Consider the following 16806-nt stretch of genomic DNA (forward strand, 5'->3'; position numbering starts at 1 on the left):
GCGAGGATGACGGCTTGAGCGCATCGGACGGTGCGGGCGCGCGCGGCGCGCTCCGGGGTCGCGGCCCGGCGGCGCGGCCGACCGGATCGGACGAGGCGGTCGAGGTGCCGCTGACCTTCGACGACAACCGCCTCGCGAGCCTCGTCTTCGGACAGTACGACCAGAACGTCGCCCATATCGAGCGCCGGCTGGAAGTCACCGCCACCGCGCTCGGGAACCACCTCGTCATCAAGGGGCCGGCCGACGCCGCCGAGACGGCGCGGCGGGTCTTCCAGAAGCTCTACGCCCGGGTTCGGACCGGCGGCAGCACGCTGACCCTCGGCGAGGTGGACGGCGCCATCCGCGAGGCCACCGCGCAGGCGACCCTGTTCCCCGCCGAGGCGATCGCCGCCGAGGCCGACAGGCCGCATTTCGAGCAGATCGCCACCCGCAAGCGCGGGGCCGTGCGCGCGCGCAACCCGGCGCAGGACGCGTACATCAAGCTCCTGCGCACCAACGAGCTGGTCTTCGCCGAGGGCCCGGCCGGGACCGGCAAGACCTGGCTGGCCGTCGGTCACGCCGTCTCGCTCCTGGAACAGGGCCACGCCGAGCGGCTGATCCTGTCCCGGCCGGCGGTCGAGGCCGGCGAGCGCCTGGGCTTCCTGCCGGGCGACATGCGCGAGAAGGTCGACCCGTACCTGCGCCCGATCTACGACGCCCTCTACGACTTCATGGAGGCCCGCCACGTCGACCGCGGCCTGCAGACCGGCACGATCGAGATCGCGCCGCTCGCCTTCATGCGCGGCCGGACCCTCACCAACGCGGTGGTGCTCCTCGACGAGGCGCAGAACACGACCTCCATGCAGATGAAGATGTTCCTCACCCGCCTGGGCGAGGGCTCGCGCATGATCATCACCGGCGATCCCAGTCAGATCGACCTGCCGCCGGGTCAGAAATCCGGCCTCGTGGAAGCGGTCAGCGTGCTGGAGGGCGTCGAGGGGATCGGCCACGTGCGGTTCAAGGACGTCGACGTGGTCCGCCACGACCTCGTGCGCCGGATCGTCACCGCCTACGAGCGCGCCGCCCACGGCAGCGAGGAGGCCGACCGCAATCCGAATCCCCGCCGCCGGCCCCTGGCGTGACCATGCCCCACGAGATCGACCTCGCCGTCGAGGACGCGCGCTGGGAGACGGCGGTCGCCGACCTCGAGGCCCTCGTCACCCGCGCCGTCGAGGCCGGGCTCGCCGTGGCTCCCGAGAAGCCGGACGGACCCGTCGAGGTCAGCGTCCTGCTGACGGACGACGCCGCCGTCCGGGAGCTCAACCGGACCTGGCGCGGCAAGGACAAGCCGACCAACGTCCTGTCCTTCCCGGCCGCCCCGCAGCCGCGGCATGCCGGCACCGCCGCGCCCCTCGGCGACGTGGTCCTTGCGTACGAGACCCTGGTGCGCGAGAGTGCGGAGCAGTCGAAGCCGCTCCAGAATCACCTCGCCCACCTCCTCGTCCATGGCACCCTGCATTGTCTCGGTCAGGACCACGAGATCGGCGAGACCGAGGCCGATGCCATGGAAGCCCTCGAGGTCGCGGCACTCGCGACCCTCGGCATCCCGGATCCCTATGCCTGAGCGCGCGACGTCCGAGCGACCCCAGACCCGAGAGACATGAGCAACGATCGAAGTCGCGGCGCGGCCCTGGCCGCGCCCAGTTCCACCGAGGGCGAATCCCAGCACCGGGAGCCCTGGTACGACCGCCTGCTCCAGGCGCTCCACCTCAAGCCGCGCGATTCGCTGCGCGAGGGTCTTGAGGAGGCGCTGGCGGAGCCGGATGCCGGCGAGAGCGGCCTCACCCCGCTCGAGCGTGTCATGCTCAAGAACGTCCTCGGCCTGCACAAGGTGCGCGTCGACGACGTGATGGTCCCTCGGGCCGACATCGTCGCCGTCTCGAACGACACGAGCCTCGGCGACCTGCTCAAGCTGTTCCGCACGGCCGGCCATTCCCGGCTGCCGGTCTACGGCGAGACCCTCGACGATCCCCGCGGCATGGTCCACATCCGCGACCTCGTCGACCACATCGCCGCCAAGGCCGAGCCGGCCCGGCGCAGCGCGCCCGCCGTCGCGAAGCCGATCGAGGTCGCGGGCGACGGCGCGGCGGACGCGCCGGCCGCCCCGCGCCCGCGCCGGCCCGCGGCGCGCCTGCCGCGCGGGCTGGACCTCGGCAAGGTCGACCTGACGACGACGCTCGCGGCGGCCCGTATCCAGCGGCCGGTCCTGTTCGTGCCGCCTTCCATGCCGGCGATCGACCTGCTGGTGCGGATGCAGGCCACCCGCACCCACATGGCGCTGGTCATCGACGAGTACGGCGGCACAGACGGGCTGATCTCCATCGAGGATCTGATCGAGGTCGTGGTCGGCGACATCGAGGACGAGCACGACGTCGCCGAGGACAAGCACGTCCAGCGGGTCGAAGGCGAGGGCGAGGTCTTCGTGGCCGACGCGCGCACGCCGCTGGCCGAGGTCTCCGAGGTCACGGGCGTCGACCTCGTCGCGGCCGTCGGCGAGATGGCCGAGGAGATCGACACGCTGGGCGGCATGATCGTGACCCTGGCGGGCCGCGTTCCCTCGCGCGGCGAGCTGATCGCCGGCCCGGGCGACCTCGAGTTCGAGGTGCTCGACGCCGATCCGCGGCGCCTGAAGCGCCTCCGGTTCCACAAGGGCGCGGCGCGGATCGGCAACGTCGTGCCGCTCGCCCTCCCCCCGCCCGCGAACGCCCCGGTCGCCGAGACGCCGCACCCGTGACGGTCGCGGCGTGACGAGCTTGGCGGACGGTTTCGCCCGGTCGCCCGCGGCGGCCGGCGCGCCGATGCGCGGGCCGGTTCCGGGTCCGATGTCCGATCCGGAGCGGGCGCGCGTGCCCGGCGCGGTGCTGGCGATCGCGCGCCTGACCGGCTGGCGCCGCCTCGGTGTGGCGTGGCTCGCGGGCGCCCTCGGGGCGCTGGCCATGCCGCCCTACGGTCTCCTGCCGGCCCTCGCGGTCTCCCTGACGGTCGCGGTCTGGCTGCAGGACGGTGCCGCCGCCGACCGGACCACCCTCCGGCGGTTCTGGCCCTGCTTCCTGATCGGCTGGGCCTGGGGCTTCGGCTACCTCACGGCCGGGCTCTGGTGGCTGGGCCAGGCCTTCCTGGTGGAGGCCGACGAGTTTCTCTGGGCTCTGCCGCTCGGCGTGATCGGACTGCCCTTCGTCCTCGGCCTGTTCTACGGCGCCGGTTTCGGCGCCGCGGGCCTGCTGTGGGGCCGCGGCGCGGCGCGGATCGCCGCCCTCGCCTTCGGGCTCGGCGCGGCGGACTGGCTGCGCGGCCACCTGTTCACGGGGTTTCCCTGGAACACCCTCGGGATGGCTCTGGCCCAGAACCTCTGGCTGATGCAGTGGGCGGCCGCGATCGGGCTCTACGGCCTGGGCATCCTGGCCGCCCTGATCTGCGCGGCGCCCGCGACGATCGCCACCGGCTCGAACCCGCGCGCCCAGTTCGGGCCGAGCGCGGCCGCCGCGATCGCGCTCGTCGGCATGGCGCTCTACGGCGCCGAGCGGCTCGGGCCGCCCGACCCGGTGGTGGCCGGTGTCCGGCTGCGGCTCGTTCAGCCCAATTTGCCCCAGGACGCCAAGTTCAGGCCCGAGAACCGGGCCGACATCGTCGACCGCTACATCGAGCTGAGCCAGCGCCCGACGGAGGCCGGCGCGCCGGAGCCGACCCACATCGTCTGGCCGGAATCCGCCTTCCCGTTCCTGATCCAGCGCGATCCCGACGCCCTGGCCAAGGTGGCGGCGGGCCTGAAGCCCGGGCAGCAGCTGATCACGGGGGCGGCCCGCGCCGAGGAGCCGCTGCCGGGCGAGCGCCTGCGCTTCTACAACGCCGTCATGGTGATCGGTCCGGACGGCCGGATCTCCGACAGCTACGACAAGGTCCACCTCGTCCCGTTCGGGGAGTACCTGCCGGGTCCCCTGGACGCTGCCCTGCGGGCCGTGGGCCTGCGCCAGTTCGTGGCGGTCCCCGGCGGGTTCTCGGCCGGGTCGCTCGCCGGCCAGCGGATCCTGACGGTGCCGGGCCTGCCGCCGGTGGCGGCGACGATCTGCTACGAGGCGATCTTCCCGGGCGCGATCCTGCCGGCCGGCCACGCCGCCCCGGCGCCGCGGCCGCCGGGGCTGATCCTGAACGTCACCAACGACGCGTGGTTCGGCGACACGCCGGGACCGCGCCAGCACCTGGCCCAGGCGCGCCTGCGCGCCGTCGAGGAGGGGCTGCCGCTCGTGCGCGACGCCAATACCGGGATCTCCGCGGTGATCGACCCGCATGGCCGCGTCGTCGCCCGCACCGCGCTCGACACCGAGACCTGGCTCGACGCCGACCTGCCCGCCCGCATCGTCGGCGGCACGCTCTACGGCCAGTTCGGCGACGCCGCCTTCGCGCTGATGCTGGCCGCCTGCCTGGGCGGGGCCGTGATCGCGCGGCGGCGGCCGTGAGTTCGGACAGGGCGACCGCGAACCGGTTCCTGCTCGGCCTCGCGCTGATGCTGGTCGCGTTCAACCTGCGCCCGGCGCTCAGCACGGTCGGCCCCCTGCTGGCGACGATCCGGGACGGCACGGGCCTCGGTGCCGGCGGCGCCGCCATCCTCACGACGCTGCCGGTCCTGTGCCTCGGCATCGCCTGCGCGCTCGCCGCCCCGCTGATCCGCCGGATCGGGCCCGACCTCGCGGTGCTCGCCGGCTCGACGATCCTCGTCGCCGGCCTGACGCTCCGCGGTCTCGGCGGCCTCGTGCCGCTCTTCGCCGGGACGGCGCTGGCGGCGATCGGGATCGGGCTCGACAACGTCCTGCTGCCGGCGCTGGTGAAGCGCGATTTCGCCGGCAACGGCGGCCTGATGACCGGCCTCTACACGATGACCCTGTGCCTCGGCGCGGCCGCGGGCGCCGGCGCGTCGGTGCCGGTGGAGCACGCCCTCGGCGGCGGCTGGCCCTCCGCCCTGGCGGTCTGGTCGCTGCCCGCGCTGGTCGCGGCCTTCGTGTGGATCCCGTTCGCCCGCCGGACCGCCTCGACGGCCGCGCCCTCGGCCGGGCGGCTGCTCCGCAACCCGCTGGCATGGTGGGTGACGGGCTTCATGGGCCTGCAATCCTCGCTCGCCTACATCCTGTTCGGCTGGCTGCCGCTGCTGCTGCAGGGCCGCGGCCTGACGCCGCTCAACGCCGGGTTGTACGCCTCGCTGGCGACGCTGGTGCAGGCGCCGGGCGCGCTGCTGGTCGCCATGCTGGCGGCCCGAGCCCGCGACCAGCGCGCCTGGATCGTCGTGATTCCCGGCCTGACCGCCGCGGCCTTCGTCGTCCTCGCCTTCGGGGCGGATTCCCTCCGGATCCCCGCCGCCTGCGCGCTGGGCTTCGGGATCGGCGGCTGCTTCGGGCTCGGCCTGACCTTGATCGTGCTGCGCGCGGCGGACGCGGCCAGCGCCGCCGGCCTCTCGGCCATGGCGCAGGGCATCGGCTACACCTGCGCCGCGCTGGGGCCGCTGGTCTTCGGTCTGGCCCACGAGGCGACCGGCGGCTGGGCCGTCCCCGGGGCCCTGTTCGTCGGCATCACCGTGGCGGCGATCCTGATCGGCCTCGCCGCCGGGCGCGACCGGAAGGTCAGCGCGGCCGAGCCCGAGCCGCAGGAGGCGGCCGCTCAGCCGCTGCTCAGCCGCTGACGGTGCTCCAGCCGGCGAAGCCGGCCAGCGGTTCCTGATCGTAGCGCGCCATCAGGTCGGTCATCGCGGCCGGATCGGCGAGGCGTCCCTCCGCGGCCAGCCGTGCCAGACCCTCGAAGAAGCCCTCGCGACCGAGAGCCGGCGCGAAGCTCAGCGTGAAGCGCACCGGCCGGTCGCCGGGGTTGGCGAAGGCGTGCGCGATGCCGGGCGGGATCAGCGCGAAGTCGCCCGGGCCGAGCTCGTGGTCCGCACCGTCGACGCGGAGCGCGAGCCGGCCCGCCTCGACCGAGAACGTCTCGGTCAGCCGGGCGTGGCGGTGCAGCCCGGCACCCGGTGTCCGGGGATCCATCGCGACCCGGTAGATGCCGAGGCCGTCGGCCGTCTCGTCGCTGCGCGCCAGGTAGGTGACCCGCATGCCGCCGATGACGGCGTTCGGGCCGGGCCCGCGGTGCACGACACTCGCCATCTTCGCCCCGTCCGTTCCCCAAACGAGAACCCCGCGCGGCCGGGTGACCGCGCGGGGCTGCATCGGTGAGCGCGCGCCCGAGGCTTACTCGGCGGCGACCCGGTGGGCCTGCGAGCCGTCCGTGTAGGTCTCGGACTGCAGGCGCTTGCCCGGGGCGGCGCGGCCCGGCAGCGGCGGCAGGGCCTTGGCCTTCTCCAGATCGATCCCGGCGCCCTCGGCGACGCGGCGGCCGTAATCCTCGTCGGCGTGCCAGAAGTGCCAGACCATCCGCAGCTGGATCGGCTCCGGGCACTGCTTCATGTCGGCCACGAGGTTGGCGATCAGGTCGTCGCGCTCCCAATCCGCGAAGGAGCGGTAGCGCACGCCGGCCTGGGTGTAGTCGTCCTCGGTGCGCGAGGTCTGGTAGCGACCGAGCCGCCCCTCCACCGGCTGGTGGTAGTCCTTCGCGGGCTTCGGCGCCTCGCGCAGGCCCTCGGCCAGCGTCGAGGGCTCGTAGTTGATGTGCTTGTTCGGGCCGGTGCCGTCGACCGTGTAGGCCATCTGACCGTCGCGCTGGTTCGAGTAGACCTTCACGCCGGGCTGCGGCGCGTTGATCGGCAGCTGCAGGTAGTTGGCGCCGACGCGGTAGCGCTGCGTGTCCGAGTAGGACAGCGTCCGGCCCTGGAGCATCTTGTCGTCCGAGAAGTCGATGCCGTCGACCAGCACGCCGGTCCCGAAGGCCGACTGCTCGACCTCGGCGAAGAAGTTGTCGGGCACCCGGTCGAGGACCATCCGGCCGCAGGGCAGCAGCGGGAACTGGTCGACCGGCCACAGCTTCGTGTCGTCCAGCGGGTCGAACGACAGGTGGTCGTTCGGGCCGTCCGGCATGATCTGCACGGCGAACTCCCACTCGGGGAAATTGCCGGCCTTGATGTTGTCGTACAGGTCGCGGGTCGCGTGGCCCACATCCTTGGCCTGGATCTCGGAGGCCTGCTGCGAGGTCAGGTTCCGGACGCCCTGCTTGGGGATCCAGTGGAACTTGCAGAGCACCGCCTCGCCCTGGTCGTTGACCAGCTTGTAGGTGTTGACGCCCGAGCCCTCCATCTCGCGGTAATTGGCCGGGATGCCCCAGGGCGACTTCAGGTGCGTCACCATGTGGATCGACTCGGGGTGCTGGGCCACGAAGTCGAAGAAGCGCCACGCCTCCTGGCGGTTCGTGACCGGATCCGGCTTGAACGCGTGGATCATGTCGGGGAACTTGATCGCGTCGCGGATGAAGAAGACCTTGAGGTTGTTGCCCACGAGGTCCCAGTTACCGTCGACGGTCTTGAACTTGACCGCGAAGCCGCGCGGGTCGCGCTCGGTCTCCGGGCTCTCCTTGGCGCCGGCGACGGTGGAGAAGCGCACGAACATCGGCGTCTTGACGCCGGTCTCGTTCAGCACGCGGGCGCGGGTGTACTTGGAGGCCGGCTCGTCGCCGATCTTGCCGTAGGCCTCGAACCAGCCGTGGGCGCCGGCGCCGCGGGCGTGGACGACGCGCTCGGGGATCCGCTCGCGGTCGAAATGCGTGATCTTCTCGATGAACTGGTAGTTCTCGAGCGTGGCCGGGCCCCGCTCACCGACCGTGCGGGTGCTCTGGTTGTCGCGGACCGGGTGGCCCTGGCGGGTGGTCAGGATCGGGCGTTGATCGCTCATGCGTACCGTCTCTCCGTTCTGCGAAGGCTCTCGGTGGACAGCGGGGTCAGCCTGGAACCGTTCTGGTGAAGGGTTATGACCGCGGCATGACCCCGAGGCAAATGCATCGTCACAAAGGTTCTGATAGACGCAGCCTATGAACCTGGCCGGTCTCTCGCTCCGCGATCTCGAATACGTCGTCGCCGTCGCCGACGAGGGGCATTTCGGCCGGGCCGCCGAGCGCTGCAATGTCAGCCAGCCGACGCTGAGCGTGCAGGTCCGTAAGCTGGAAACCGCGCTCGGCCTGACTTTGTTCGAGCGGTCGAACCGGCGGATCCTGCTGACCGAAGCGGGGCAGGCCATCGTCCGGCAGGCGCGGGTCGTCCTGGCGGAGGCGCAGCGTCTGCTGGCGCTGGCCAGCGAGGGCCGCGGCTCGCCGCTCACCGGGCGTCTCGTGCTGGCGGCGATCCAGACGCTCGGTCCCTACTTCTTCCCGCTGGTGCTGCGGCCCCTGCGCGAGCAGTACCCCTTGCTGATGCTCTCGCTGTCGGAATCCCGGACGGCCGACATCGTCGAGGGCCTGCGCGACGGCCGCATCGACGCGGCCCTGGTCTCGCTGCCGCTGCCGTCCCATGGGCTCGCGGTCTCGCCGCTGTTCGTCGAGCCGTTCTGGCTCGCCTGCCCGGCCGAGCACGCCCTCGCCCGGGGCGGCGCGCTCTCCGCGACCGAGATCGCCGGCCCGGACCTGCTGCTGCTCGACGAGGGCAACTGCCTGCGCGACCAGACGATCGCGGCCTGCGGCGCCGGCTCCTCGGTCGGCCGCCACGCCACCAGCCTGGAGACGCTCCGCTCGATGGTGGCGGCCGGCGCCGGCTACACGCTGCTCCCGGCCCTGGCGGTACCGTCGAATCCCGATCCCAGCGGCCTGACGGTCACCCGCGCCTTCGACGTCGACGGTCCCGGGCGGACCATCGCGCTGGTCTGGCGCGCGAGCGACCCGCGCGCCGCCGGGCTCGCGAGCCTGGCCGCCTTCTTCCGCGCGCACGCGCCGGCGGGCACGGCCGCCTGCCGCGACGGCGAGACCGTCGCCTGAGCCGCCGCAAACGCCCGCATTATACAGTTGTGAATAGGAAGGCGGGCCGCGACGGGTCTATCAGGACTGAGACGGCAGGGAGCGGCTCGATGCGGCGCACGATGGTCTGGGTCGCACTGGCGCTGCTGGTGCCCGCGGGGGCTTGCGCCGAGCCGAAGGACAGCTTCGCCCGGATCGACCAGATCAACCGCGCCTCTCTGGTCATGACGGTGGAGACCGGCATCGTGCCGCGGGCGCTGGGCGCGACCATCGCCCGCGCCCTCGACCGGGTCGCCGCCGACGCCGCGAAGCCGGGTGCGGAGCGGCCGGACGACTACCTGCGGATCGAGCCGCTGATCACCGCCATCGCGGGCGCCGACGCGACCCGGATGCATTCCGGGCGCAGCCGCCAGGACATCATCCCGACGGTGCTGAAGCTCGAGCAGCGCGACCGCCTCCTGAACCTCGCCAAGGCGCTCGACGAGACCCGGGCGGCCCTGCTGACCGTGGCCGAGCGCGAGGCCGACACGATCGTCCCGGCCTACACCAACGGCGTCCAGGCCCAGCCGACGACGCTCGGCCACATCTATCTGGGCTACGCGGCCGTCCTCGCCCGCGACGCGGACCGTCTCCGGGAGACCTGGGCGCGGCTGAACCTGTCGCCCCTGGGCGCGGCCGCCCTGGGAACGTCGAGCTTCCCGGTGAACCGCGAGCGGCTGGCGGCGCTGCTCGGCTTCGACGCGCCGGTGGAGAACAGCTACGATTCCGGCCAGCTCGCGCCGATGGATATGGGGATCGAGCTGACCGGGCTCGCGGCGAACCTCGCCACCACGGCCGGCAGCTTCGCGCAGGACCTCTACGCGCAGTACCACCAGACCCGGCCCTGGATCCTGCTGCGGGAGGGCGCGCTGACCGGGCCCAGCAGCATCATGCCGCAGAAGCGCAACCCCGTCGCGCTCTACAGCCTGCGCATGAAGGCCAGCGACGTCGTGGGGGCCGCGCAGGCCTTCGTCATCATGGCGCACAACGTCGATTCCGGCATGCCGGACTACAAGCGCAACCAGGCCGAGCCGCCCGGGCGGACCCTGGCCGAGGCCGCCGAGATGTGCCGGCGCTGGACCCGCGTCCTCGACGGGCTGGTCGTCGACCGGGCGCGCGCCGCCGACGAGGTCGCGGCGGACTATTCCACCACCACCGAGCTCGCCGACACGCTCCAGCGCGAGGCCGACGTTCCGTTCCGGCTCGGCCACCACTTCGCGTCCGAGCTGGTGAGCTACGGCCGCAGCCACGACCTGCGCCCGGCCGACCTGCCCTTCCCGGAGGTGCGGCGCATCTACGCCGAGGCCGCGGCGGGGTCGGGGCTGACGCCGGACCTGCCCCTCGACGAGGCCCGCTTCCGGGCGGCTCTCTCGGCCCGCGGCATGATCGACGCCGCGAAGGGCCTCGGCGGTCCGCAGCCCGCGGAGGTCCGGCGGATGCTGGGCGCCGCGCAGACGCGGCTGCGGACCGACCGCGACTGGCTCGACGCCCGCCGCACGGGCCTGGCCGACGCCCGGGCGCGGCTCGACGCCGCCTTCGCGGCCCTGACGCGCGAGCCCTGAGCCCGGCGCGGGGGCGCCGTGCCGAAACTCTGCCGTGACAGGGCCAATATTGCGGTATAGCGCGCGCCTGACGCCTGCCGGCTGAAGCGGGCCTCTCCCGATCGGTCGCCTTGCCCCCTCTCCGCACTCTCGGCCTCTGGGCCGCCCTCGCCGCCGCGTCGGCGGCCGTGTCGTACGGCCTGATGCAGGCGCAGTTCCCGGCCGCGCTGCTGCTCGGGCCGATGATCGCGGCCATCGCCTTCGGTGTCGGCGGGTCGCGCCTGCGCGTCCCGCGGGCCGCGTTCCAGGCCTCCCAGGCGGCGATCGGTTGCCTCGTCGCGCACGCCGTCACCGGGCAGATCGCCCAGACCCTGCTGGAGGACGGGCCGCTCATCGTCGCCGTCGTGCTGGTCACCGTCGCGGTCAGCGGCCTCGTCGGCTGGATCCTGACCCGCCTGCGCGTGCTTCCCGGCACCACGGCGGCCTGGGGATCTTCCCCCGGCGGCGCGTCCGCCATGGTGGCGATGGCCGAGGATTTCGGCGCCGATCCGCGCCTCGTCGCCTTCATGCAGTACGTGCGCGTCGCCGCCGTGGTGTTCTCGGCCTCGCTGGCGGCCCGCTTCCTGATGGAGACGCCGGTCGCGGGCGCGTCGGCCGGTGTGGGCGAGGTCACCGGCCCGCTCTCGCTGCTCGCGACGCTCGCGGTCGCCGTCGTGGGCGCGGGCGCGGCGCTCGCCCTGCGGGTTCCCGCGGGCGCGCAGGTCGGGCCGATGGTGCTCGGCAGCCTGCTCCACGCCACCGGGCTCGTGCGCATGGCGCTGCCGGTGCCGCTCCTCGAGCTCGCCTACGCCTGCATCGGCATCTACGTGGGCCTGCGCTTCACCCGGGAGACCCTGCGCCTGACCGTCACCGCCCTGCCGGGCATCCTGGCGGCGACCTCCTCGGTCATCGCCCTCTGCGCGGCCTGGGGCTGGGGGCTGACCCTGCTGCTGCCCATCGACCTGCTGACCGCGATCCTCGCCACGAGCCCGGGCGGGCTCGACTCGGTGGCGATCATCGCGGTCGGCTCGAAGGCGGACGTCTCCTTCGTGCTCGCCGTCCAGACCCTGCGCCTGTTCGTGGTGCTGCTCACCGGCCCGCTGCTCGCCAAGTGGATCAGCCGGTCCGTGCCGGAGGCCGCCATCCGATGAACGCCCTGGTCCTCGCCTTCCTCAACTCCTGGCGCGGCCTGCGCCACGGCGCGCGCACCGAGCGGGCCGTGCGCCAGGAACTCGTGCTCCTGGCCCTGGGCATCCCGGTCGCCCTGTTCCTCGGCGCGACGCTCTGGGTGCGCGTCGCCCTGATGGTCAGCCTCCTGCTGATGCTGGCCGCGGAGTTCCTGAACACCGCCGTCGAGAAGCTCTGCGACCACGTCCATCCGGGGCATCACCCGATGATCGGCACCGTGAAGGACCTCGCCTCCGCCGGCACCTTCATGGCGCAGATGGCGGCGCTGCTCGTCTGGGTGGCCGCGCTGGTGGAACGCCTCGGCTGACCTGCCGCGCGCGGGCCGCGCTCGCATCCGCGGGCCGGAGGGTCTATCTGGCCGGCATCGCCCCGCGCATCGGCCGAGACTCCACACCGTGACGGACTACATCCGCAAGATCCTCACCGCCCGCGTCTACGACGTGGCGATCGAGAGCCCCCTCGATCCGATGCCGCGCCTGACGCAGCGGCTCGGCCGGCCGGTCCTGCTCAAGCGCGAGGATCTCCAGCCGGTCTTCTCGTTCAAGCTGCGCGGCGCCTACAACAAGATGTCGGGCCTGCAGCCCGACCAGATCGCCCGCGGCGTGGTCTGCGCCTCCGCGGGCAACCACGCGCAGGGCGTCGCGCTCGCCGCCGCCAAGCTCGGCGCGCGCGCCGTGATCGTCATGCCGCGCACCACCCCCTCCATCAAGGTCGATGCCTGCCGGGCCCGCGGGGCCGAGGTCGTGCTGCACGGCGACGCCTTCGACGAGGCGCTGGCGCAGGCCAAGATCCTCGAGGCCGAGCAGGGCCTGACCTTCCTGCATCCCTTCGACGATCCGGACGTGATCGCCGGCCAGGGCACCATCGGCAAGGAGATCCTGGAGCAGCATACCGGCCCGATCGAGGCGATCTTCGTGCCGGTGGGCGGCGGCGGGCTCGCCGCCGGGATCGCCACCTTCGTGAAGTACCTGCGGCCCGGCACCAAGGTGATCGGCGTCGAGCCCGAGGACGCCGCCTGCATGGCCGCGGCGCTCGCGGCCGACACCCGGGTCAGCCTGCCCAGCGTCGGCCTGTTCGCCGACGGCGTCGCCGTGCGGCAGGCCGGCGAGGAGACCTTCCGGCTCTGCCGCGAGCACCTCGACGAGGTCATCACCGTGGACACCGACGCCATGTGCGCCGCGGTGAAGGACATCTTCGACGACACCCGCGCGGTCTCCGAGCCGTCCGGGGCGCTGAGCCTCGCCGGTGCCAAGCTCTACGCCGAGCGCGAGGGCGGCGACGGCACGCTGATCGCGATCTCGTCGGGGGCGAACCTGAACTTCGACCGCCTGCGCCACATCGCCGAGCGCGCCGAGATCGGCGAGCAGCGCGAGGTCCTGATCGGCGTGACGATCCCGGAACGTCCGGGCGCCTATCGCGCCTTCATCCAGGCGCTCGGTCCGCGCGCCGTCACCGAGTTCAACTACCGCCACGCCCCGGGCTCCGAGGCGCAGATCTTCGTGGGCATCAACGTCGGCGGCGGCAAGCGCGAGAAGCAGGAGCTGATCGGCTCGCTGCGGGAGGCCGGCTACCGCGTCCTCGACATGAGCGACAACGAGATGGCGAAGGTCCACGTCCGCTACATGGTCGGCGGCCGGGCCGTCGGCGTGGCGCACGAGCGCCTGTTCCGCTTCCAGTTCCCGGAGCGGCCGGGCGCGCTGATGAAGTTCCTGGAAGCGCTGGGCCCGGACTTCGACATCACGCTGTTCCACTACCGCAACCACGGCGCCGATTACGGCCGGGTGCTCGCCGGGATCGCGGTGCCGCCGGCCGAGCGCGCCCGGTTCGACGCCGTCATCGAGGCGCTCGGCTACCCGGCCACCGACGAGACCGAGAACCCGGCGTACCGCCTGTTCCTCGACGGCGAGGGCGCCGGGGCGCGCTGAGCACCGCGTCGGACGCGGTCAGCTCTCCGCCACGTCGACGGAGGTGACGTCCGGCATCGCCCGCAGCTTCGCCGCGATCGTCTCGAAGCTCGTCCGCGACAGGCGCACGAAGGTGATGGTGACCTCGTCGTGGTCGGGGTCGGGGCCCGGACGGACCGTGAAGGTCCGGACGCGCGAGGCGCGCTCGCCCGTCGCCGCCTGCAGGGTGTCGATCGACATGGTGCCCCGACGGGCGGTCAGCCGCAGCGTCTGGGCGCGCATCCGGTCGCGCCAGCGCTCCTCGAAGGGCTTCACGCCGGCCAGGATGCCGACGATGAGCGCGGTCGCGGCCAGCGCCGGAACGTAGAGGCCGCTGCCGATCGCCAGCCCGATCGCCGCCACGCCCCACAGGCTCGCCGCCGTGGTGAGGCCCTTCACGACCTCGCCCCGCAGCAGGATCGTCCCCGCGCCGAGGAAGCCGATGCCGGAGACCACCTGCGCGGCGATGCGGGACGGGTCGAGCACGACGTGCTCGGCGCCCAGCACGTCGGCGAAGCCGAAGGCCGAGACCAGCATGATCAGGCAGGAACCGACGCAGACCAGCATGTGGGTCCGCAGGCCAGCCGCCCAGAGCAGCCGCTCCCGCTCCAGGCCGATCACGCTGCCGAACAGGGCCGCCATCGCCAGCCGGGCCACCATCTCGCCGTTGCCGATCAGAGCCGCCTCCGTGCCTCCGCCCCGTGCGGATGGCCCGGATCCTTGCGGCTTTACCGCGGGCGGATCAAGCGATCCCGAGGGCCGCCTTCTCGACCTCGTAGGCGGCCCGCACGGCGGCGGCACCGTAGGCGCGCTCCAGCCGCCGCACGGTGAAATGCGCCCGCGCGGTCGACTGGAAGTGATTCATGAAGGCGGTGTTGACCGCCGCCCCGCCGAAGGCGCCGAGGATCGGCACCGCCTGCGCGGCGACCTTCTGGGAGACCACCAGACCGAAGCGCGCCGCGATCTGGGCGGTGAAGCGGATCAGCGCCGGCGCCGACTGGTCGAGGAGCGTCTTGCTCCCGGCGTAGCGGGCGGCCTCCGACAGCGTCTTGGCCAGGGCGGCGCGGACCGCGAAGTAGCCGCTCTCGGTGAGCGCCGAGCCCGCCTCGGTCTCGGCCATGGCCCGGCCGCCGAGGGCGAAGACCTGCACGCAGGCGAGCGCGCCCTCGGGCGTCTCCAGATTCTCCCCCTCCTCCCGGGCGATCTCGGCGATCGAGCGCAGCATCAGCGTGGTCGAGACCGGAAGCTCGACCGCCAGCGTGGCGAGGCCGAACGCGCCGCCGACCGCGCCCGAGAGCGCCGCCATCGCCTTGTGCTTGGCGTCGCCCGAGCCGAGCAGCCGCGCGAGACGGCCCTCGGCCTTCGCGGCGACGGCGCCGAACCCCTCGCCCTCGGCCGGGACGAGCTCCTTGCGCGGCAGCGTCGCCAGGGCGACCCGCAGCGCCCCCCGCATGGCCACCTCGGTGCTGCGGCTGACCGCCTCGGTGACCGGGGCCGGCAGCGATCGGCCGATGATGTCGAGGGGCGCGCCGGCCGCCGCGGAGAGCCGCGCCGCGAGGCTCGGTCGCTCCAGCACCTGCACGGCACGGCGCAGGGCGGCGAGATCCGCGTCGCTCAGCACCGTCTCTGGCGTCTCCGCCGGCAGCGTCTCGCCGGCGAGGGTGAGGTCGCTCGTGCTCATCCGTCGATCCCTGGATCTGTCCCACTCACGCGGCCCCCGGGGCGCGCGCCGTGGTAGGAAGCTCGGGCCCCGGGATGCGGTTCCCCGGCTCCTGGGCGTCCCGCGCCGGCGCCGCGGCCTCCGCCCGCCCGCTCCGCCGCCCGACCGCCAGGCAGAGCGCCAGGACGGGGATTCCCACCAAGGAGGTCATGACGAAGAAGGCCGGATAGCCGATCGCCGCGACCACGAAGCCCGACGAGCCGGCGATCAGCTTGCCCGGCAGCGCGTAGAGCGAGGAGAACAGCGCGTACTGCGTCGCCGCGTAGGCCGGGCTGGTGAGGCTCGACATGTAGGCGATCAGCACGATCCCCGCGAAGGAGCCGCAGAAATTCTCGATGGAGATGGCCACCGTCAGGCGCCAGATCTCGGGCGCGCCGGCCGCCAGCCACGCGAAGGCGAGGTGTGAGGCGGCGGCCAGGAAGGCGCCCAGCAGCAGCGTCGGGAACAGGCCGAGCCGGGCCAGCGCCCAGCCGCCCGCGAAGCCGCCCGCGATGCCGACCCAGATGCCGTAGAGCTTGGTGACGGTGGCGATCTCCTTCAGGTCGAAGCCCAGCGTCCGGTAGAGCGGGCTCGCCATCACGCCGGACAGGAAGTCGGGCAGCCGGAACAGGGCCACGAGCAGGAGGATGCCCCAGAGCGCGCCGCCGAACCGGCCGTGCAGCTCGGTCAGCGGCTCCAGGATGGCGCGGCGCATCGACCAGAACCGGGACCGGCCGGGCGTCTCGGCTCGCGCCGCGCGCGGCGCGTCGAAGGCCGGGGCCAGCAAGGCGGCGATCATCCCGACCAGCATGAGCGCGGCCATGATCAGGTAGGCCAGCGTCCAGCCCCCCGCCGAGGCGATGAACAGCGCCCCCGCGCCGGCGGTGATCAGGCCGATGCGGTAGCCGAGGTTCGAGGTCGCCGCCAGGATGCCCTGGAAGTCGCTGCCGGCGGCGTCGATGCGCCAGCCGTCGATCACGACGTCCTGGCTGGCCGCGCAGAACGCCACCAGGAAGGCCCCGAGGCCCAGGAGCGCGAGGTTCGTCTTCGGATCCGAGAAGGCCATCAGGATCAGGCACAGGGCGACCGCGGCCTGCGTCGTCACCATCCAGGCGCGGCGGCGCCCGAGGCGGGCGCTCAGCACCGGCACGTTCAGGCGGTCGATGGCGGGCGCCCAGAGGAACTTCAGCGAGTAGGGCAGCGCCACGTAGCTGAACAGGCCGATCGCCCGCACGTCGATGTCCGAGAAGGCGAGGCGGAGCGTGAAGGTCCCCAGCACCAGGAGCAGCGGCAGGCCGGACGAGAATCCGAGGGCCAGCATGAGCACGATCCGCCGGTCCTCGACGATGTCGCGGAGCCGGAAGCGACGCGTCGCCTGTGGCTGGTTCGCCATGGCATGGAACTCCTGAGCGTTCGTGGCCTTGATCCCGCGAAATCGTGGCAGCCTTACGCCGCACCT

15 protein-coding genes are annotated in these 16806 nt (G+C 73.1%); 10 read left to right on the plus strand and 5 right to left on the minus strand.

The window, feature by feature from the left end; genetic code table 11:
• Positions 1-14 precede the first annotated feature (14 nt).
• The 5 genes from ACTJK8_RS07765 to ACTJK8_RS07785 all read left to right on the plus strand — a co-directional run bounded on the left by ACTJK8_RS07765 (position 15) and on the right by ACTJK8_RS07785 (position 5707).
• Positions 15-1121, plus strand: a complete 1107-nt coding sequence (locus ACTJK8_RS07765) for a PhoH family protein (protein ID WP_041372253.1) — start codon at positions 15-17, stop codon at positions 1119-1121.
• Between the two features lie 2 nt (positions 1122-1123).
• Positions 1124-1603, plus strand: coding sequence for an rRNA maturation RNase YbeY (gene ybeY, locus ACTJK8_RS07770; RefSeq protein WP_029361556.1), 480 nt, complete (start codon positions 1124-1126; stop codon positions 1601-1603).
• Between the two features lie 36 nt (positions 1604-1639).
• Positions 1640-2773 (plus strand): hemolysin family protein, encoded by a 1134-nt coding sequence (locus ACTJK8_RS07775; protein ID WP_209649866.1) that lies wholly within the window; start codon positions 1640-1642, stop codon positions 2771-2773.
• A gap of 88 nt (positions 2774-2861) precedes the next feature.
• Complete coding sequence (gene lnt, locus ACTJK8_RS07780) at positions 2862-4493, plus strand: apolipoprotein N-acyltransferase (protein WP_440761762.1); 1632 nt, start codon at positions 2862-2864, stop codon at positions 4491-4493.
• The gene (locus ACTJK8_RS07785) at positions 4490-5707 is read left to right on the plus strand and encodes an MFS transporter (protein ID WP_043073139.1); all 1218 of its coding nucleotides are present in this window, start codon (positions 4490-4492) and stop codon (positions 5705-5707) included. The genes lnt and ACTJK8_RS07785 overlap by 4 nt, the downstream gene beginning before the upstream one ends.
• On the opposite strand, the gene ACTJK8_RS07790 is transcribed toward ACTJK8_RS07785, so the two are convergent.
• Positions 5697-6173 (minus strand): cupin domain-containing protein, encoded by a 477-nt coding sequence (locus ACTJK8_RS07790; protein ID WP_012317640.1) that lies wholly within the window; start codon positions 6171-6173, stop codon positions 5697-5699. The genes ACTJK8_RS07785 and ACTJK8_RS07790 overlap by 11 nt on opposite strands.
• Before the next feature lie 84 nt (positions 6174-6257).
• Positions 6258-7847 (minus strand): catalase, encoded by a 1590-nt coding sequence (locus tag ACTJK8_RS07795; RefSeq protein WP_063109991.1) that lies wholly within the window; start codon positions 7845-7847, stop codon positions 6258-6260.
• Positions 7848-7983: 136 nt separating this feature from the next.
• Here ACTJK8_RS07795 and ACTJK8_RS07800 point away from each other — a divergent pair, with 136 nt between their 5' ends.
• The 5 genes from ACTJK8_RS07800 to ilvA all read left to right on the plus strand — a co-directional run bounded on the left by ACTJK8_RS07800 (position 7984) and on the right by ilvA (position 13630).
• Positions 7984-8919 carry a LysR substrate-binding domain-containing protein gene (locus tag ACTJK8_RS07800; protein ID WP_043073138.1) on the plus strand — a complete coding sequence of 312 codons (936 nt, stop codon included), beginning with the start codon at positions 7984-7986 and terminating at the stop codon, positions 8917-8919.
• Between the two features lie 89 nt (positions 8920-9008).
• Positions 9009-10499, plus strand: coding sequence for an argininosuccinate lyase (locus ACTJK8_RS07805; RefSeq protein WP_440761763.1), 1491 nt, complete (start codon positions 9009-9011; stop codon positions 10497-10499).
• A gap of 110 nt (positions 10500-10609) precedes the next feature.
• Positions 10610-11668: an AbrB family transcriptional regulator gene (locus ACTJK8_RS07810; protein WP_012317636.1), complete on the plus strand. Its 1059-nt coding sequence runs from the start codon at positions 10610-10612 to the stop codon at positions 11666-11668.
• Positions 11665-12012 (plus strand): diacylglycerol kinase, encoded by a 348-nt coding sequence (locus ACTJK8_RS07815; RefSeq protein ID WP_012317635.1) that lies wholly within the window; start codon positions 11665-11667, stop codon positions 12010-12012. Before ACTJK8_RS07810 ends, ACTJK8_RS07815 begins: the two co-directional genes overlap by 4 nt.
• Position 12013: 1 nt before the next feature.
• Positions 12014-13630 carry a threonine ammonia-lyase, biosynthetic gene (ilvA, locus tag ACTJK8_RS07820; protein WP_076729411.1) on the plus strand — a complete coding sequence of 539 codons (1617 nt, stop codon included), beginning with the start codon at positions 12014-12016 and terminating at the stop codon, positions 13628-13630.
• 18 nt (positions 13631-13648) lie between these two features.
• Here ilvA and ACTJK8_RS07825 read toward each other — a convergent pair whose 3' ends face one another.
• The 3 genes from ACTJK8_RS07825 to ACTJK8_RS07835 all read right to left on the minus strand — a co-directional run bounded on the left by ACTJK8_RS07825 (position 13649) and on the right by ACTJK8_RS07835 (position 16740).
• Entirely contained in the window at positions 13649-14308 is a 660-nt protein-coding gene (locus tag ACTJK8_RS07825) for an MgtC/SapB family protein (protein WP_012317633.1), read from the minus strand.
• 82 nt (positions 14309-14390) lie between these two features.
• Positions 14391-15329: an EcsC family protein gene (locus ACTJK8_RS07830; RefSeq protein WP_012317632.1), complete on the minus strand. Its 939-nt coding sequence runs from the start codon at positions 15327-15329 to the stop codon at positions 14391-14393.
• Positions 15330-15354: 25 nt separating this feature from the next.
• A complete protein-coding gene (locus tag ACTJK8_RS07835; RefSeq protein ID WP_024831043.1) occupies positions 15355-16740 on the minus strand; it encodes an AmpG family muropeptide MFS transporter in 1386 nt (461 codons plus the stop codon).
• Positions 16741-16806 lie beyond the last annotated feature (66 nt).

It is taken from the genome of Methylobacterium sp. 22177 (assembly GCF_052045615.1).
Lineage (GTDB): Bacteria > Pseudomonadota > Alphaproteobacteria > Rhizobiales > Beijerinckiaceae > Methylobacterium > Methylobacterium radiotolerans.